At 75.4% G+C, this 18,384-nt stretch carries 13 protein-coding genes and 1 pseudogene; 5 read left to right on the top strand and 9 right to left on the bottom strand.

The features are described from left to right. Window positions 1-173: 173 nt before the first annotated feature. From HOY81_RS19880 to HOY81_RS19855, 6 genes are all read right to left on the bottom strand, one after another. Window positions 174-959, bottom strand: a complete 786-nt coding sequence (locus HOY81_RS19880; RefSeq protein ID WP_237321821.1) for a LamB/YcsF family protein — start codon at window positions 957-959, stop codon at window positions 174-176. A gap of 71 nt (window positions 960-1,030) precedes the next feature. Next, the gene (locus tag HOY81_RS19875; RefSeq protein WP_237321820.1) at window positions 1,031-4,339 is read right to left on the bottom strand and encodes an NACHT domain-containing NTPase; all 3,309 of its coding nucleotides are present in this window, start codon (window positions 4,337-4,339) and stop codon (window positions 1,031-1,033) included. A gap of 144 nt (window positions 4,340-4,483) precedes the next feature. Further along, window positions 4,484-5,758, bottom strand: a complete 1,275-nt coding sequence (locus HOY81_RS19870) for a cytochrome P450 (RefSeq protein ID WP_237321819.1) — start codon at window positions 5,756-5,758, stop codon at window positions 4,484-4,486. Then, window positions 5,755-7,068 carry a cytochrome P450 gene (locus HOY81_RS19865; RefSeq protein ID WP_237321818.1) on the bottom strand — a complete coding sequence of 438 codons (1,314 nt, stop codon included), beginning with the start codon at window positions 7,066-7,068 and terminating at the stop codon, window positions 5,755-5,757. Before HOY81_RS19865 ends, HOY81_RS19870 begins: the two co-directional genes overlap by 4 nt. A 271-nt stretch (window positions 7,069-7,339) precedes the next feature. Next, window positions 7,340-8,125 carry an SDR family NAD(P)-dependent oxidoreductase gene (locus HOY81_RS19860; RefSeq protein WP_237321817.1) on the bottom strand — a complete coding sequence of 262 codons (786 nt, stop codon included), beginning with the start codon at window positions 8,123-8,125 and terminating at the stop codon, window positions 7,340-7,342. A 28-nt stretch (window positions 8,126-8,153) separates the two neighbouring features. Continuing rightward, the gene (locus HOY81_RS19855) at window positions 8,154-8,699 is read right to left on the bottom strand and encodes a cupin domain-containing protein (protein ID WP_237321824.1); all 546 of its coding nucleotides are present in this window, start codon (window positions 8,697-8,699) and stop codon (window positions 8,154-8,156) included. Between the two features lie 506 nt (window positions 8,700-9,205). On the opposite strand from HOY81_RS19855, the gene HOY81_RS19850 reads away from it, so the two are divergent. Both HOY81_RS19850 and HOY81_RS19845 read left to right on the top strand, forming a co-directional pair. Beyond that, complete coding sequence (locus HOY81_RS19850; RefSeq protein ID WP_237321816.1) at window positions 9,206-10,225, top strand: glutathione S-transferase family protein; 1,020 nt, start codon at window positions 9,206-9,208, stop codon at window positions 10,223-10,225. Window positions 10,226-10,403: 178 nt separating this feature from the next. Beyond that, on the top strand, window positions 10,404-10,643 hold the full coding sequence (locus tag HOY81_RS19845) for a hypothetical protein (protein ID WP_237321815.1): 240 nt from the start codon (window positions 10,404-10,406) through the stop codon (window positions 10,641-10,643). Between the two features lie 287 nt (window positions 10,644-10,930). On the opposite strand, the gene HOY81_RS19840 is transcribed toward HOY81_RS19845, so the two are convergent. The 3 genes and pseudogenes from HOY81_RS19840 to HOY81_RS19830 all read right to left on the bottom strand — a co-directional run. Then, the gene (locus HOY81_RS19840; protein WP_308341130.1) at window positions 10,931-11,584 is read right to left on the bottom strand and encodes a TrkA family potassium uptake protein; all 654 of its coding nucleotides are present in this window, start codon (window positions 11,582-11,584) and stop codon (window positions 10,931-10,933) included. Then, window positions 11,581-14,418: a cation-transporting P-type ATPase gene (locus tag HOY81_RS19835; RefSeq protein WP_237321813.1), complete on the bottom strand. Its 2,838-nt coding sequence runs from the start codon at window positions 14,416-14,418 to the stop codon at window positions 11,581-11,583. Before HOY81_RS19835 ends, HOY81_RS19840 begins: the two co-directional genes overlap by 4 nt. Before the next feature lie 506 nt (window positions 14,419-14,924). Then, window positions 14,925-15,215: pseudogene (locus HOY81_RS19830) on the bottom strand (MazG-like family protein); the annotation flags it as partial. Window positions 15,216-15,422: 207 nt separating this feature from the next. Between HOY81_RS19830 and HOY81_RS19825 the strand changes: the two are divergent. The 3 genes from HOY81_RS19825 to HOY81_RS19815 all read left to right on the top strand — a co-directional run bounded on the left by HOY81_RS19825 (window position 15,423) and on the right by HOY81_RS19815 (window position 18,361). Further along, window positions 15,423-16,706: a DUF6745 domain-containing protein gene (locus tag HOY81_RS19825; RefSeq protein WP_237321823.1), complete on the top strand. Its 1,284-nt coding sequence runs from the start codon at window positions 15,423-15,425 to the stop codon at window positions 16,704-16,706. A 172-nt stretch (window positions 16,707-16,878) separates the two neighbouring features. Continuing rightward, window positions 16,879-17,394: a hypothetical protein gene (locus HOY81_RS19820; RefSeq protein WP_237321812.1), complete on the top strand. Its 516-nt coding sequence runs from the start codon at window positions 16,879-16,881 to the stop codon at window positions 17,392-17,394. Window positions 17,395-17,806: 412 nt separating this feature from the next. Further along, window positions 17,807-18,361, top strand: a complete 555-nt coding sequence (locus HOY81_RS19815; RefSeq protein WP_237321811.1) for an ATP-binding protein — start codon at window positions 17,807-17,809, stop codon at window positions 18,359-18,361. The last annotated feature ends 23 nt before the right edge of the window (window positions 18,362-18,384 follow it).

Genomic DNA, 18,384 nt, shown 5'->3' with positions numbered 1-18,384 from the left:
CCGGTCCGGCGCCCCGGCACGGGGCGCGGGGACGTGCTCGTGCGCCGCGGGGTGCGGGGCGTCCGGCGCCGCCGCCCGTCCCCCGGTGCCGGGGGTGCGCGGGCCGGACGGCTCCGGGCCCGGACCGTGCTCCCCGCGGGACCCGCCGGGCTCCCCGGCCCCGTCGCGGCCGGTCACGCGAAGGCCCGTACGACGATCCCGGACGCGGTCAGCTCCCTCCGCACCCGGCGGGCGAGCCCGGCGGCGCCCGGGGTGTCGCCGTGCAGGCAGAGCGAACGGGCGCGCACCGTCACGGTGCTCCCGTCCACGGCGGTCACCTCCCCGTCCCGGGCGAGCGTCACGGCCCGCTTGAGCACCTGCCCCGGATCGCTGAGCACCGCGCCCGTCTCGGTACGCGGCACCAGGGTGCCGTCGGGCCGGTAGCCGCGGTCGGCGAACGCCTCCGGCACCGCGGCCAGCCCGGCGTCCGCCGCGGCCTCGTGCAGCGCGGACCCCTCCAGACCGAGCACCGGCAGCGGCCCGCCGGAGGGCCCCGCACCGGCGAGCCGTACGCCCGCGACGACGGCGGCCGCCTGCTCCGGGTCCCGGGACGCCCGGTGGTAGAGGGCGCCGTGCGGCTTGACGTAGCGGACGGCGGTGCCGGCGGCGCGCGCGAAGACGTCCAGCGCGCCGATCTGGTAGGCGACCTCGGCGGTCAGCTCCGCGGCCGGCACGTCCATCTCGCGGCGCCCGAACCCGGCGAGGTCCCGGTACGAGACCTGGGCGCCGACGCACACCCCGTGCTCGGCGGCCAGCTCGCACACCCGGCGCATCGTGGCCGGATCCCCGGCGTGGAAGCCGCAGGCCACGTTGGCACTGGTGACCACGGCGAGCAGCGCCTCGTCGTCGGTGAGGCGCCAGCGGCCGAAGCCCTCGCCGAGGTCGGCGTTGAGGTCGATGGTCGGGGTCGTGGGAGTCATCAGGGCGGTACGGTACCGGGGAACGCGGCGGCGCGGAGGGGTGCGCCGTGGCCTCCCGGGCGGCCCCTCGTTCAGGCCCGCACGAGCAGGATCACCTCGTCGTCACGGGACGCCGGGGCGTTCTCCCGCGCGCTGAAGGCCACCAGGCTGTACAGGACTCTGGCGACGGCGGCAGCCTCGTGGCCCAGCCCCACCTCGCGCAGCAGTGCGGTGGCGGCGAGCGCTCCGAGGCGAGCGGTGGACAGTGTGGCGGGGTCGTAGGGGAGCTCTCTGGTCAGGATCGGCCCGACCAGCTCCTGGGCCTGGGCGAGGAGGAGGCGTGCCTCGCGCGGGCGCGGGATGTCGGCCGCCCTCGGCCGGCGGCTCAGCGCTTCGCCAGCGTGCCACAGTGCCACGGCGGGGTTCTCGTCACCGGGAACCGGCGCATACGTGTCGGGCAGGTTGACGAGGTGGGCGTCGAACGCCTTGAGCGCCTCACCGCGCTTCGTGGCGGGCTCCCTGGCCGGACGCCACACCGCGAGGAGTGAACGGAAGGCGGGCACGGCCAGCCGGAGTCGCAGCCCGTCCATCGCCGCGGTCGCGTGTCCCCCGGCGTCGCCCGGAGAACCGGCGGCTGCCGCGAGTTCCACCGCGAGGTCGAGGGTGTCCTGGACGGTGACGCCCGTCATGCTGCGCCCTGGGCCGTCGCCCAGGCCCAGGTCTCCAGCGAGGCCGCGGAGGCGGGTCAGGCCGATACCGAGTGTCAGGGCCGGGCCCCCTACGGGAAGGGCCGTGCGGTCCGTGGGCAGGAGCTCTAGAACGTCGATCAGCGTCCTCCCGGTGGAGGGGGGGCCGTCGACGGTGATGCCGGGACCGATGCCGTTCGTGGGTGAGAGCTGCCGGGCGAGCGCCAGGGCTCGCCCGTTCATCAGGTTGCGGACTCGGGAGCGCTCCAGGGCGCTGTCGAGCCCGCTATCAAGGCCCATCGCCTCGGAGAGGAAGTGGGCACGGAGGAGGGAGCGGTCCCGGATCACGTCGAGTTCCCAGACGACGCTGCGCCGGATGCCGCCCATCTGTTCCAGGATGCGTTCCACGTCCCGGATGCAATCCAGTTCACGGTGCAGGCCGAGGGTGAGCGCCAGTTCGGCGGCCAGTCCCTCGGGGGCTCCCCCGAAATCCGGGGCCCGGCCGATGGCAGCGGAGAAGGCACGGGAGAGTCTCAGGGCCAAGCCGACTTCCGCATGTTCGGCAAGCGCCAGTCGCAGGTACGTCGTGGCCCGCGCGCGGTCGCTCCGCAGGTACTCGTGCAGGCGGGCGCGGGAAAGGAGGTGTGGGCGCCGGTCGCCGCCGGGCCGGTACAGCCGAGGGCCCATCCGGGTGCCGGCCCAGACGTGGTGGCGCTCCCGGTCGGCGACCAGGCCCGCCGCCGGGTCCTGCAGCTCCTCCGGCGTGGGGAGCCGGTAGGTCGCCTCGTCGCCGAGGAGCGCGTCGACCCAGGCGGCGAACCGCCGGGCGTCGTCCGCCCACACACCGGTGGCCGGTGCGTCCGGCGGGGCCTCGCCGGACGGGCCGGGGGTGTGCAGCCCCGCTCGGCGCTCGGCGCGCGCGAACCGCTCGTACAGGTGGCGGGGCACGGGGTGTGCGCACAGCGCCACCTCGCCGAGGGTCACCACCTCGCGCAGGGTGCGGGCCGCGGCGATCCCGTCGAGCAGTCGTTCCCGGCCCTCGTCCGCGTCCTCCGCGCCGTCCCCGGAGGCGAGCAGGTCGTCCAGCTGTTGGCGGACGCCCGGTTCGACCTCCGCCGCCTCGTCGGCGCAGTCGAACGCCAGGGCCAGGGCGCGGACCGTCCCGGAGGCGAGGCAGGCGGTGATGACCGGGGTGGCGTCGGCGTTCGCCGCCCACAGCAGGGTCGTCTCCCGCCACCACGGGTCGTCGACGCGTTGGGCCGGCAGCCGGGAGTCCGGGCCGAGCTGGGCCGCGGCGAGGTACTCCTGCAGGGTCAGATGGGCGAAACTGAAGACGCCGTGTTCCCGTTCGACCAGCAGCCCGCTCTTCCGTGCCTCCTCCAGGAAGACCTGCGGGGTGACGTCCCGGCTCACCTGACGCAGCGTCTGCCGGACCGCTCGGTGGGCCTCCTCGGCCGTGACGTCGCGGTATCCGGAGTGCATCATGGCGAGGGCGAGGGCGCGGGCCACCCGTTCCTTCTGCGGGCCGCGCAGCCCGGTGGCGTCGGGCAGGTTCCGGGTCTCGGAGCGGCGGTGCAGCAGAACGTCGCACATCTCCGCGTACAGGTCGGCGCGGCTGCCGGGGAGCTGCCCTCGGTAGCGGTGCACGTTGGCGATCATGGTGAGCAGCAGGGGGTTCGCCGCCAGGTCGTACAGCGCGGGCCGGCGTCGGAGCCGGTCGAGCAGGTCGTCGGCCTTCGCGGCGGCCGCCCCCCGCACCTGCGGCCCGGTGGAGCCGGTGGCGCGTTCCTCGATCGCCGCGGACCAGCCGTGCAGGAAGCGGGAGATCTGCTCGCCGGTGAAGCGCCGCACCTGCAACACCTCGGCGTTGGGAACCGGGTTGGCGAGGTAGCCGTGCGGACGGGAGGTCAGGACGTAGCGGTTGTCCGGGTGCCGCTCGATCTGCCGGCGTACCCAGGTCACCACCCGGCGCCGGTCCTTCGCGTCGGCGACCTCGTCGAGCCCGTCCAGCAGCACCACGCAGCCGCCCCGGTCGAGGCGCTGCTCCACCCAGGAGGCGGGGATACGGCCTTCCAGCCAGCCGGCGGTGGTGGCGACCTCGGCGAGTCCCGGAGGGTCCTCGCGGAGGACGGTCGCGGCGTGGTCCCGCAGGTAGAGGAGGACGGGAAGCGGCCGGCGGCGCCAGAACCTCCAGTCGGGCAGGCAGAGGGTCAGTGCGGTGTTGCGGGCCAGGGTCGTCTTGCCGGTTCCCGGACCGCCGATCACCGCGAGGACCGTGCTGCGGCCGTCCGCCAGGAAGGAGGCCAGCGTCCGGCGTTCGCCGGGGGAGCCCGGAACGGCGCCCACATAGGGTTCCCGGCCGGTGTCGTGGCCGGGCTTGGGGACCAGGCTGACGTCCACGTAGACCTGCTCCATGCGCAGCACGAACTCGCTCTGCGTGGCGATGCCCACCGTCTCCATGTCCCGCACGCCGGCCCGTAACTGCCGCAGGTAGAGCCGTCGCAGCCGCGGGAACGGGCCGTCGCCGTCCGGGGCGGCGGGGAGCCGGCCGCTGAGCACCTCGTAGACGCCGGTGAGGACGGCCACGGCGAGGGAGACGTACAGCCAGCGAAGGTCGACCCCGTCGTCGGTGAGGATCTGGCTGGTGGCGACGGCGAGGGTGACGACCAGGGCGGCGTTCCGCAGCAGGCGCAGCAGCCGTCGCGTACCGCCCATGTCCGCCCCCCCCTGGCAGTGCTGAGTGCCCCCCGCGGGCGCGGTCCGCCGCGCGCAGGGGGCAGCACGATAGCAAGCCGCACGGACGGCGGCCCCCGGGAACGGGGGGCCGGTCCCCGGTCACCGTCCGGTCCCGGCCGGGGCTCAGTCCGCGTGCAGCCGTACCGGGAAGGACTCCAGGTCGTTCTGGGTCAGCACCGGCAGGTTCCGGATCTCCTCCGGCGGCACCGCGAGCCGTAGCCCGGGGAAGCGGCCGAACAGCGCCGGCAGCGCGATCGACGCCTCCAGCCGGGAGAGCGCCGCCCCGGGGCAGATGTGCGGGCCGTGACCGAAGGTCATGTGCCGGATCGGCGCCGGGCGGGTGATGTCGAACGAGTCGGCGTCCGGGCCGTGCTGCTCCGGGTCCCGGCCGATCGCGCGGTAGGAGATCACCACCCCGTCGCCCTCGGGTATCACCCCGTCGCCCACCTCGATGTCCTCGGTGGCGAACCGCATCAGCAGATGCGTCGTCGGGGTGTCCCAGCGCAGCGTCTCCTCGATCACCGCGTCCCAGCCCACCTCGCCGTCCCGCACCATCCGGAGCTGCTCGGGGTGGGTGAGCAGGGCCCGTACGGCGTTGAGGATCAGCCCGATGGTCGTCTCGTGCCCGGCGGCCACCATGGCCTTGAGGTTGCCGACCACCTCCTCCTCGGTGAGCGGCTCGCCCCCCTCGTCGGCCAGGATGAGCGCGCTGGTGAGGTCGTCGGCGGGGGCGGCGGTCTTCCGGCGCACCATCTCGGTGAAGATGACGTCGAGTTCCCCGATCACCCGCAGTCGCTCGTCCTGCGGCGTCAGCATCGAGAAGAACGCCTTGTAGAGCGCGTGCAGCCGCGGGTGCAGCTCCGGGTCGACGCCCATCAGCACGCTGATCACGGACATCGGCAGCGGCAGCGCGAACACGGACTTCAGGTCCGCCGTCGCGCCGTCCGCGCCCGCCTCGGCCAGGTCGTCCAGCAGCCGGTGGGTGATCTCCTCCACGACCGGCCGGAGCTGCTCCAGCCGCCGCGGGGTGATCGCCTGTGCCGTCTTCGTCCGCAGCCTGCGGTGTTCCGGGCCGTCCACGGTGAACATCGAGCGGCCCGCGTCGATCATGCCGATCAGCGGCCACTCCTGGGTGACCACGCCGGTGCGGTAGAGCGTCCAGCGCCCGATGTCCTTCACCAGCCGGGGGTCGGTGAGCAGCCTGCGGGCCTCCGCGTGCCGGGTGAGGGTCCAGGCCGGGACGCCGAGCAGCTCGATACGGGTCAGCGGTCCCGCGTCGCGCAGCGTGCGGGTCTCCCCGTCCAGGTCGCGGACGAGCGGGTCGATGGCCAGCGGGCAGCCCTCCGCGGGCGCCGCGTCGGCGGCCGGTGTCGTGTCGCTCGGGGTGGTGCGGGTCATGCTCTGCCTCCAACGGGGGGTGCGGGCGAGAACCGCACCGGCAGGACGGTCATCCCGCGCAGGAACGCGGAGGGCCGGCGGACCAGGGTCCGCGCCGGGACGGCGAGGTCGATGTCGGGAAGCCGGTCGAGCAGCACCTCGATGCCGCTCCGGGCGATCACCTCGGCGATCTCCCGTGCCGGGAACGGGCACTGGAACTCGCCGTGGCTGAAGGAGAAGTGGGCGCTGTTGCCGTTCCGGAAGCCGTCGTCGCTGCCGGGCGTGCCGACGTGCACCTGCGGGTCGCCGTTGGCCCCGGCGAGCCCCAGCAGCAGCATGTCGCCCGCGCCGATCCGCCGGTCCCCGAGCCAGGTGTCCCGGGCGGCCCAGCGCCCGGCCAGGATCTGCGTCGGGGTGTCCTCCCACAGCACCTCGTTCATCGCCTCCGGCACGCTGTGCCGGCCGCCGGTGAGCGAGGCCGCGAACCGCTCGTCGGTGAGCATCAGCCGTACCGAGTTGCCGATCCAGTCCGCGGTGGGCAGATGCCCGGCGGCGGTCACGGCCATCAGGTCCAGCGCGTACTCCTCGTCCGTGAACGCCTCCGGGTAGGCCAGCATCCGCGAGGTCACGTCCGCGCCCGGCCGGGCGTGTTTCTCCGCCACCAGCCGGTGCAGCCGCTCCCCGAACCGCCGGAAGCCCTCCAGCGCGTCCGCGCCGCCGTCCGCGAGATCGCTCATCGCCTTGGTCAGCGCGGGCCCGTCGGCGTCCGGGATGCCGAGCAGGCGGGCCAGCACCAGCACCGGCAGCGGCTTGGCGTACTCCGCGACGAGATCCGCCTCGCCGCGGCCGCAGAAGCCGTCGATCAGCCCGTCCGCCAGCTCCTCGCACTCCCGGCGCAGCTCGATGTGGCCGACGCTCTCCAACGCGTCCTGCACCAGCCGCAGATGCCGCCGGTGCTCCTCGCCGACGGTGTAGTACACCGACGGCTGCCGCTGCCCGATCATCGGCCGCAGCGGCCAGTCCTCCGGCAGGTGCTCCCACTGGTTCCACAGCCCCGAGTCGCGCGGGAAGAGCACCGGGTCCGAGGTCACCTGGTACAGCTCCCGGTAGCCGATGACCAGCCAGGCGGGCACTTCGCCCGGCAGCGTCACCGGCACCACCGGGCCGTGGTCGCGGCGCATCTCGCGGTAGAGCTGTGCGGGGTCGGTGTGGAAGCGGGGGCCGCTCAGCGGAACGGCGGTGTCGCCGGCACCGGCGGCGTGCGCCGGGCAGCCGGGCGGCGGGGCCGCGCCGGCCGGGGCGCCGGGCCGGGCGTCGGGCGGGGTGGTCACGTGGCAGTCTCCCGTTTTCGGTGGCGGGTGGCCCGGGCGGACCCGCGCCCGGGACTGCCGTACGGCGATCGCCGCCCCCGGACGGGCAGCCGCGACGTGCCACCGCGACGTGCTCGACCCGGCGGTCGGCGACCACCGGCACCCCCCGGACCGCGGGCCGGTCCCCGGACAACCGACGGTGGTCAACCCGCAACGATACGGGGGCTGTTCGCCCCACCTGAAGGCCGCACCGCACACCCGTTCCTGCCCCGGCCCCCACCGCGTCGGCGGTTCACCAGGTGGGCCGCGCCCCCACCCCGCCGTCCACCCGCAGGTCGGTGCCGGTGATCCAGGAGGCGGCGTCCGAGGCCAGGAAGACGCACGCGGCCCCGACGTCCTCCGGCCGCCCCAGCCGGGTGAGCGGGCACGCCTCCGTCCAGCGCCGGACCCCCTCCGGCCAGGCGTCCCGCAGCTCCGGCCCCTCGATCAGCCCGGGCGAGACGGAGTTGACCCGGACGCCCCGGGGCCCGTACTCGAGCGCCGCCGAACGGGCGTGCATCACCAGCGCCGCCTTGGAGGCGCTGTAGTGCGCGTGCCCCGGGGCCGGCTCGTGCGCCTCGATGGAGGCCACGTGCGTCACCGAACCCCCGCCGTCCTGCCCGGACATCACCGCGGCGGCGGCCTGCGTGCAGCAGAAGGCGCTGGTGGTGTTGGCCTCGGCCAGGCGCCGCCAGTCGGCCGCCGTCATCTCCGCGAGCGGCTGCACGGGCTGCACCCCGGCGTTGTTCACCAGCGCGTCCAGCCGCCCGCGCCAGCCGGCCGCCGTACGGACCAGCCGGTGACACTGGTCCTCGCGGGTGAGGTCGGCCCGTACGGCCAGGGCGGCGCCGCCGGCCTCCTCGAGCTCCTCGACGAGGGCCCGGGCCCGGCTCTCCGCCCGGCGGTGGTGCACGACGACGGCCGCTCCGGCGTCCGCGAAACGCCGCGCGATGCCCGCCCCGAGCAGGCCGCTCGCCCCGGTCACCAGGACCACCCGTCCGCTGAGGCCGGGCAGTGCCGGGTCCGGACGCCTCGTCATGGCTGCTCCTCTCGTGGCGGGACACTCCTCACGGCTGCTCCCCGTCGCCGGCCGGGGGCATGCGCAGGGGCGCCCCCGGGCGGCACAGCGCCCGGATCAGCGCCGCCCGGCGCGGATACCGGGCGGCGAGCACGCCGGCGTCGGCGCCCTCGTAGTCGGCGGGCAGGAAGCCGGGTGCCATGGTCGTCCCGAAGAGCGACCAGCGGCCCCCGGGCGCCACCCGCGCCCCCATCCAGGTGCCCGCGGGCACCACGCACTGCACCGCCCCCTCACCCGCGCCGGTGCCGCTGCCGCTTCCGGTGCCGCCGGTGCCGCCGGTGCCGCCGAGGGTGAGCAGCCGGTCGCTGCCGTCCGGGGCGAGCAGCAGCAGCTCCAGCGGGTCGCCCCGGTAGAAGTGCCACACCTCGTCGAGGGGCAGCCGGTGGAGCGCCGAGAAGTCGTCGGGGGCCGCGGTCAGCAGCACCAGGATCGCCGAGCCGGACGGCCGTCCCGAGGCGTCCGGCGGCCCGGCCCACGTACGGCGGAACAGCCCGCCCTCCACGGGCAGCGGGCGGAGCCCGTAGTGCCGCGCCAGTTCGGCCGCCTCCGCGGTGAGGGCGGGATCCGTGCCCGCGGGGTCCGGGCCGGTGCGGCAGGGGCCCACGGGACCCGCGCTCCTGTGGCCCGAGCCGGTGGCGCCCGCGGGGTCCGTGTGCGCGGGGTCCGCGCCCCCGGGGCCCGAACCGGTGGCGCCCGCTGCGTCCGCGTCCTCGGCTCCGCTCATCTCCGCTGCCTCCGTCCTGCCTCTGGCCGGCTCCTCCGTCGTACGCGTCGTCCGGGCCGCGCCCTGCCGTGCGGGTCCGGCCCGCGTACCGCCGCGCGGCCCCGCGCCGCCCGTCCACGCTCGCGCGGCCGGCGCCCGGGCGCCGGCGCTTCCCGGCGGTCCGGCCGCCGGGCCCGGCGGTCCGGGCAGGGGGCGCCCGGCTCACCGGCATGCCCTCCGCCCGCGCGGGGCACCTGGCCTGTCGGGCGCCCGTCCGCCCGCCGACGCGGGTGCGGCGGCGGCCCGGGGCGAAACGGCGAGCACCAGGAGGACGGCGCATGACCAGCGCGGGCGAGGGCAACACCGAGTACGGCCGGAAACCGTTCAGGCGGTCCCCGGCGCACTTCACCGACCGGATCACGGCGGACGGCCGGGACGGGTGGCCCGTCGAGGCGGGACGTTACCGGCTGGTGGTCAGCCGCGCCTGCCCGTGGGCGAGCCGGGCGCTCGTGTCGCGGCGGCTGCTGGGGCTGGAGCCGGCGCTCTCGCTCGCGGTGGCCGACCCGATCCAGGACGACCGGAGTTGGCGCTTCACGCTCGACCCGGGGGACCGCGACCCGGTGCTGGGCATCCGCTTCCTCAGTGAGGCGTACGACGCCCGGGAGACCGGCTACCCGGGCGGGGTGAGCGTCCCCGCGGTGGTGGACGTGCCGAGCGGGGTGCTGGTCACCAACGACTACCAGCAGCTCACCCTGGACCTGGCCACCGAGTGGACCGCGCTGCACCGCCCGGGCGCGCCCGACCTGTACCCGGAGCCGCTGCGGGACGAGATGCACGCGGTGATGGACGGCGTCTACCGGGACGTCAACAACGGTGTCTACCGAGCCGGCTTCGCCACCACACAGGAGGGGTACGAGGCGGCGTACGCGGACGTCTTCCGCCGCCTCGACCTGCTCTCCGAGCGGCTGCGGGACCGCCGCTACCTGGTCGGCGACACGATCACCGAGGCGGACATCCGGCTCTTCACCACACTGGTGCGCTTCGACGCCGTCTACCACAACCACTTCCGGTGCAACCGCAACAAGCTGGCCGAGGACCCCGTCCTCTGGGCGTACGTGCGGGACCTCTACCAGACGCCCGGCTTCGGCGACACCGTCGACTTCGACCACATCAAGCGCCACTACTACCTGGTGCACACCGGCATCAACCCCACCGGTCTGGTGCCCGCGGGCCCGGACCGGTCCGGCTGGCACACGCCGCACCACCGTGAGCAGCTCGGCGGCCGGCCGTTCGGGGACGGTACGCCGCCCGGCCCGCCGCCCGCCGCGGAGCAGATCCCGGCGGCCGGCCGCGCCTGAGCGAGGCACGGGGTTCCGGGATCCGGAGGCACGGGCCCCGGAGGAGTCTGGTCCAGACCTCTTGACGGTTGGTCTGGACCACTCTACCTTCCGGTATGCACCCCGCACGTGCATCCGACCCGCCCCCCCCACGCACCGGCCGCCCCGCGGCCGCAGGACGGCACGAGAAGGGACCCCCATGGTCAGCCGGACGCCCCGCCCGCGGTTACGCCTGCTCGTCGCCGCGCTCGCCCTCGCCGCGGCCTCCGCCGTGCCGTCGTCGGCCGCCGCGGCCGCGCACGCACCCCACGCCCGGGACGCCGCACCGGCACCAGCCGCGCACGCGCCGTCCGCCGCACCGGCGCCCGCCGCCTCCCCCGCACCGGCCCCGGCGGACTGCGCCTTCGGCGACAACGTTCGGCGCCTGCAAGGGCGCTGAACGCGGAGCACCGGGCCGGGCGCTCCGCGCCGGCCCCGGCCCGGCCCGCTTCGCGACCCCGGGGCACCGCCCCGCGCGCGGTACCCCGCCAGGGGGGCGACGCTCCCCGGCGGCGGGGCCCGCCCGCAAAGGCGTTGTACGGCCCTGGGAGCCGCTGGGCGTGCGTACGGCCGAGGAGGTCCGCGGGAACGCGGCGGCCTTCGCCACACCGGTCCCGCCCGCCCTCCGGTCCGGCCTCCGTACCGAGCGCCTCCTCGACGACCGCGCCCCCACCGGAGGCTGAGGCCTCAGGTCCCGAGCTGCCGGTCGAGGAAGCTCTGCAACCGGTGCAGGGCGGTCGCGGCCACCGCGAACGTGACCAGGTCGCCGGCGTGGATGGTGGTGTTGTGCGCGGGCACGTGCGACCTGCCCTCGCGGGTGACCTCCACGACCCGGATCTCCCCGTCGACGTCGAAGGCGGCCAGCCGCCGCCCCGTCAGGTAGGCGGGCAGTTCCGAGCGGACCAGCAGCGTCTCGCCGTTCCCGAAGGTCAGCTCGGGGGTGAGGTGCCGGTGCAGCAGCATCTGGTGGATCTGGAAGACCGTCCAGTGCACGCCGGCGACGGTGTGGATGCCCAGGCCGTGGTACAGCTCCGTGCCTGACGGGTCGTTGATCCGCGCCACCACCGTCGGCACCCGGTGGGTCTCCTTCGCCTCCCGGGCCAGAGCCAGGTTGGTCGTGTCCCCCGAGGTGGCCGCGACGAACGCCGACGCGTGCTCCACACCGGCCTCCCGCAGCAGCGCTGCACCCGCGGCGTCACCCACCAGGAACCGGCCGGTGTACGCCGCGGGCAGCGTCTCCCGCGCCTCCGGCTGCGGGTCCACCACCCGTACGTCGTGCCGTTCCGCGCTGAGCCGGGCCGCGAGCGTGGCGCCGACCCGTCCGCACCCTGCGATGATCACGCGCACCTGTTCTCTCCTCCGTCCGCCGGACGACGCCGCCTCACCACGGCCTTGCGCAACTCCTCCGCGAGCAGCAGCACCGCTCCGCACGCCGCGGTGACCGCCCAGTCACCGAGGGAGAGCGGAGCGGTGTTGAAGACCGCCTGCAACGGCGGCGCGTAGCTGATGGCCGCCATGAGGCCCACGCCCACGCACCCGGCACCCAGCAGCCAGGGGTTCGACCACAGGCCCAGGCGCAGCAGGCTCTCCCGCTCCGAGCGCACCGCCAGGGAGGCGAAGAACTGGCTGACGACGATCGTGGCGTGGGCCAGCGTGACGGCCTCGCGGTAGACCGGGTCGTCCTCGGTGAACTCCGCGTAGGGGATTCCGGAGGCGCCGATGTGCCAGAAGAAGACGGCGCACACCGCGGTGGCCTGGATGCCGCCCAGGAAGAGGGTGCGCCCGAGCACCCCGCGGGAGAACAGGCGCTCCCGCCGCGGGCGCGGCGGCCGGTCCATCACGTCCGGCTCCGGCGGTTCGGCTCCGAGGGCGAGCGCGGGCAGCACGTCCGAGCCGAGGTCGATGGCGAGGATCTGCACGGCGCTGACCGGCACCAGCGGAAAGCCCGTGAAGGTGGCGGCCAGCACCGGGACCAGCTCCGCGACGTTGCTGGTGAACAGGTAGATCAGGAACTTGCGGATGTTCTGGTAGACGGAGCGGCCGAGCCGTACGGCGGCGGCGATGGACGAGAAGGAGTCGTCCAGCAGCACCATCACCGCCGCCTCCCGGGCCGCGTCCGTGCCCGAGGCGCCCATCGCGACGCCGATGTCGGCGTGTTTGAGCGCCGGCGCGTCGTTCGCCCCGTCCCCGGTGACGGCCGTGATCTCCCCGTTGCGCTGGAGGGCCGTGACGACGCGGGTCTTGTGCTCCGGGCTGAACCGGCACAGCAGCAGCTCGCCGGGGCGGGTCAGCAGTGCGTCCAGCGCGGTGTCGTCCAGGCCGTCCAGCTCGGTGCCCGTGAGCACCACCGGATGCGCCTCCCGCACGAGGCCCACCCGGCGGGCCACCGCCTCCGCGGTCAGCGGGTGGTCGCCGGTGACCATCACGACCCGGATGCCGGCCCGGCGGCAGGCCGTCACGGCGTCGCGCACGTCCGTCCGCGGCGGGTCCAGCATGCCCACCAGCCCGAGGAAGGTCAGCCCCTCCTCGGCCGCGTCCCGGTCCGGCGGCGCGGCCGGCAACTCCCGGCTCGCCACCCCCAGCACCCGGAGCCCCCGGGAGGCCAGCGCGTCGGCGGCCGCCCCGACGGCCGCACGGGACTCCGCCGTCAGCGGCTCCGCCTCCGCGTCACCCCCGGGTGCCGTGTTCCCGAGCGCCGTGGAGCGGGCCAGCAGCTCCGCCGGCGCTCCCTTGGCCAGCAGGATCAGGTCCCCCTCCGGCCGCCGGTGCACGGTGCTCATCAGCTTGCGTACGGCATCGAAGGGGTACTCCGCGATCCGTGGCGCCGCCGACTCCTCGGCGGCCAGGTCGACACCGGCCTTCCCCGCCGCCACCAGCAAGGCCCCCTCCGTGGTGTCGCCCAGGACCCGCCGGCCCTCCCGGCCGGCGGGCGGCACCAGCCGGGCGTTGCAGCACAGACCCGCCGCCCGCAGCAGCTCCCGCGCCCGGCCGTCCCCGGCCACGGCCCCTTCGGGGCCGTACCCCACGCCCGTCACCGCGTGGGACACGCCGCCGGTCCACACCTCGACCACGGTCATCTGGGCCTGGGTCAGGGTGCCCGTCTTGTCCGTGCACACCACCGTGGTGGAGCCCAGTGCCTCCACCGCCAGCAGCCGCTTGACCACGGCATGCCGGCGGGCCATACGGCGTACGCCGATCGCCAGCGACACCGACAGGGTGGCCGGCAGCCCCTCCGGCACCAACGCCACCATCACGCCCAGCGCGAAGACGAACGTCTCCACCAGCGGCTGCCCCACCGGCATCCGCACGGCGAACACCACCGCGCCCACCGCCAGCGCCACCCCCGCCACCCGGCGGGCCATGGAAGCCACCTGACGCTGCAGGGGCGACCGCTGCCGCGGCGCGGCGGCCGCCAGCCGGAAGAGGCGGCCGAACTCGGTCGCCCCGCCGGTGGCCGTCACCACACCCTGCGCGGTGCCCGTCACCACGTCCGTGCCGAGCAGTACGCAGCTCCGGGCGTGCAGCACCTCTCCGCCCGCCACCGGCTCGCTGCTCCGGCCCACGGGCTCGCTCTCCCCGGTCAGCGCGGCGTTGTTCACCGTCACGTCCCGTGCCCGCACCAGCCGGCAGTCTGCGGGCACCGCGTCCCCGGCCTCCAGCACCACCACGTCGCCGGGGACCAGTGCGCTCGCCGGGAGTTCCCTCTCCTCGCCGTCCCGTCGTACCCGGCAGCGGTGCGGCACCATCGCCTGCAGCGACTGCGCGGTCCGCTCGGCGGAGTACTGCTGGCCGAAGCCGATCCCGGCGTTCAGCAGCACCACCGCCAGGATGGCCACGGCCAGTTGCAGCGTGCCACTGTCCCGGGGGTCCTCCAGCCACCACGCCAGGAAGGTGATGCCCGAGGCGACCAGCAGCACGACGGCGAAGAGGTCCGTGAACTGGGAGCCCAGTTCCCGCCACCACGCCGGTCCGGCGGCGGCGGGCAGCGTGTTCTCCCCGGTGTGGACGCGCCGTTCCGCGGCCTCCTCGTCCCGCAGCCCGCCGGGCGAGGTGCCGCGGGCCGCGTACACCTCCGGGACGGGCAGCGTGGCCACCTCGGCGGCCGACGGCACGCTGCCGGTGTTCTCCCCACCGTTGCGCGCCCCGGCACGGGGACGCGGAGACCCGCTTCCCATGCGGCAGCCACCTCGACCGATCGCCCGGCTCCGGCCGCTCCCGGCCGGCCCGTCCGCCCGCGAGTCTCACGGCTGCCCCGCCCCGGCTCAACGCTCCACGCCCGCAGCGACCGCCGAATCGACCCGTACGGAGCGCACACCGTGTAGCCCACCGCCGCGGAGCGCGTCGGCGCGCCGCATCCCTGGCCGCCACGGCCCGCGCCCAGCGGTGCCGTCAGGCGTTCCCGACCCGGCTTGCGCCGCACCCAGGGCAAGCCGCCGCACTCCGCGGCCCCCGCCACGTCCCGCACTGCGGGCCGCCACACCGCCTCCCAGGGCCACCACACCGTGTCCGACGGGGGTGGTCCTCAGCCGTCCTGTTCGGCGGCATTCGCGCCTTCTCCGGGGTCCGGCGTCTCCGTCGGGGGAACCGATGCGCCCGCACCCGTAGCCGGGAGCCCCGCCCCGCGAGTCGCCGCAGACGACGCGGGACGCGCCGCACCCGTCCCGGCAGCGGTCCCACTTCCCTTCCCCAGGCCCCGCCCGGCGACCTTCGCCACATGCGCGGCGAACACCTCCCGCGCGTCCGGGTTCATCCGGGCCAGCGCCACCATCGCCGTGATGATCACGTCGCACACCTCCGCCTCCACGTCCGCCCAGGTGTGCGAGAACCCCTTCCGCGGGTTCTGACCCGTCGCACCGATCACCGCCTCCGCGACCTCCCCCGCCTCCTCGGTGATCTTCAGCAGTTGCAGCAGCCGCCGCTGCTCGACCGGCAGCGTGCTGTGCTCCTCCAGCCGCGCGGCCAGCTCCTCCACTGCCTTCCAGGTGTCCTGCACGCGTCGTCCTCCGCTTCCGTCCGGCGGCCCGTGAGCGCGGCCGCACCGCCTTCCCCCGGCGGCCGCCGGCGAACTCCGCCGGGCCGGAAGGGGGTTGCGGAGGCCGGTCCGGACTGTCACTCTTGCCCCCATGCTGACTCATGGAAAGGCGGCCACCGCCACCGTCCGGTGAGCGCCGTGGCGCACATGCGCGGGGAGTCCCCCCGCAGTCCCTTCCGCAGCCCCTCTCGTTCCGCGCGCTCCCGTCCTCCGCAGAGCGATCCCCTCGGTGCGTCCCGGCGGCGCCTGTCCCGGGCGGGCGTCCTGCGCGAGGAATGGCTGGCCCGCGGCCTGTCCACCGAACCCGCTGACCGGCCGGTGGCCGAGGCCGCCGTCGCCCGGCTCTACCACCTCCTCGGCGCACCGGAACCGGAGTTCCACTGGGTCCCCTCGCCCGCGGCGGCGCTGCCGGTGCTCCGGGAGGCGGGGCACGACTTCGGGGCCGCGGGGCCGGAGACGGTAGCGCCGCCCGCACGGCACACGGACTGGCCGCTCGCCGCCCGGCTGGCGTCCCTCGCCTCGGAGCTCCGCGACCGCATGGACGCGCGGGTCGCCCGGCGGGCCCGGCCCTCGGTAGGGATCCCGCTCCTGGAAACCGTCGGCTCCCGTTCCGTCGACGAGGCGCTCGAACGCGGCGTGCCCTGGGAGGTGATCCTCCGGTCCGTGGTCCACGACCCCCTTCGCAGGACGCTGGTGGACGCCGTACGGGCGCCGCTGCGCGCGGCGCTGCTGCCGCCGGCGGCCGGTGCCGCGTCGATGACCTGGTTCGGCCAGCACGACGCGTACTGGGTCGCCGACCACGACATCCGTGCCCGGGTCGGTGCCTCCGCACCGCCCGGCCGCGACGCGGCGCCCCTCGGGCTCTGGACGGACCTGGCGCGGTCGGCCGGCTGGTGGTGGCCGCGCGACCGGCTCTGCGTACTCTCCGAACGGCCGTCCGCCGTGCACACCGAGCCGCTCCGCGACGACGCACACGGGGAACGGCGGCTGCACCGGCCGGACGGCCCCGCGGTCGAGTACGCGGACGGCACGCGGGGGTACGCGCTGCACGGCACCCACGTGCCCGAGTGGGTGGTCCACGACCCGAGCGTGGAGCGGATCCACGCCGAACCCAACGTCGAAATCCGCCGCAGTGCCATCGAACGCCTCGGCTGGGACACCTACATCCGTCAGGCCGGGCTGCGCCGCGTGGGCCGCGCGCCGGACCCGGGGAACCCGGGCGGCCTGCTCGATCTCTACGACGCGCCGCGCCGGCTCCTCGGGCGTCCCGCCCGGTTGCTCCTGGTCGTCAACGGGTCGGCCGAGGCGGACGGAGGCCGCCGCCGCTACGGGCTGACCGTGCCCGACCACTTCGACGACCCCGTCGCGGCCGCCGGCTGGACGTACGGCCTCGCCCCCGAGCAGTACGCCCGCCTCGTCCGCCGTACCTGAAGGGCGCCCGCGGACGCCGCTTTCCGCACCTTTCCCTGCACCTTTCCACAGACCGGAGGCTTCCCTTGTCCACGCGTACGCCCCTACCCGCACGGCACGCCCCGCCCAGGCCCCCATCCCGCACCGGGGCGGCACACCCGCCGGCCCCTTCCCACCCGAGGAGGTGATGCTCATGTCCGCGAACCCGCCCACGACCGCGCCGGCCACGTCGGCTGCCACCCGCGCACCGGCGCTGCCCGCTCCCGCCCCCACACTCGCCGACCTCACCACCCGCACCGGTCTCGACGTCCTCGGCCACCTCGAACGCCAGGTGACCGTCCCGGTCTCCGGTGGACTTCAGGCACAGGGCGACCTCCTCGTCATCCCCGTCGACGCGGTACCCCGGGTCGGGCTGTGGAGCCCCGGGCCATGGCGGGACGTCCCCGCCGCGGGGATCGAACTGCTGCGCAGCGCCGGTGGCGGAAACCCGCACACGCTCGTCGCCGATGCCGGTACCTGCTCGTGGACGACGGCCGTGCGGGATCCGGTGAGACTGGCCCTCGGTCAGCTCCGGTGCACGGCTCCCGTCTACCTGATCCACCCGGAGCACGGCGGCACCGGCATCGCCCCCGGGACGTACGTGATCCGCCGACAGCGGGAACGCAGCGACCGTGTCGGCCGGTACGCCAACCGCCTGGTGGCCGACTGATCCGCCTGCCTGCCGGCTTGCCCGCCCGCCCGTCCGGCGCAGCCGCGCCGGACGGGCGCGCGGGCCGGCCGTACGTACGCCCCGTCTGTACGCCCCCTGTCGGAGCTTCGGACAGAAACGGCACGGCGATGCATTCCGTACGCGTATTGCGGCGCCGCATTCTCCCGCCTTTCCGGCCGTCTTCCGGGTGCGAGAGGCTCCCCGGTGTACCCCTTTCCACCCCGGGTGGGCGCTTTCCGGGAATCCCCTCGGTGAGTCGCCCGGCAATTCCCTTCTCGCACCGCACACTTACCGGACGAACGGTGCGTACCGTTTGACCGCCGATGTGCGGGGCAGGCGGTTCGGCACAGGGCAATGGTCGACCAGCCACCCCAGAAACGACGGAGGACGGCCCAGCCGAAGGAGTGCCCTCGTGGGAACGCCAACGACGTCAGCCACCCGGCGACACGTCGAAACCGAAGAGCAGGAGCAGCCCGCCGCGTCGTGTGTGGTCGGCCGCTCCCGGGACATCACCCGCGGATTCCTCGCCGCGCGGTGTCCCGAATCGTCCACCGAGGACGCCGAATCGGTGCTGCTCGTGGTCTCCGAGCTGGTCACCAACGCCGTGCGGCACGGCGGTGGCCTGATGCGTTTCCGGCTGCGCGAGGTCGGCCGGGACGCGGTGGAGGTCGTCGTGGACGACGCCAGCCCGCGGTATCCCTTTCCGCGGCCGCTGGGAGGTGACCGGCCCGGCGGTTTCGGGCTGCACCTGGTGCAGGCGATGAGCAGGTCGATGGGCGTGCGCCCGGTCGCCGGCGGCGGGAAGGCCGTGCACGCGGTGATCCCCTGCCGGCCCGCGCACGGGCCGGACGCGGACCCGACGGAGAATCTCTCCCTTTCCATGGTCCGTACGGGCACCGGGAACACGGCGGACACCGGCTCCGCAGCGGACGGCGGGAACACCGCACGCGTTTCCGGTACCGCATGACCGTCCGTCTCCGCATGAGGCAC

Origin of the sequence: Streptomyces sp. JJ36, assembly GCF_021696945.1 — a bacterium.
Classification (GTDB): Bacteria; Actinomycetota; Actinomycetes; order Streptomycetales; family Streptomycetaceae; genus Streptomyces.
This window is presented reverse-complemented; position numbering and strand designations above follow the sequence as displayed.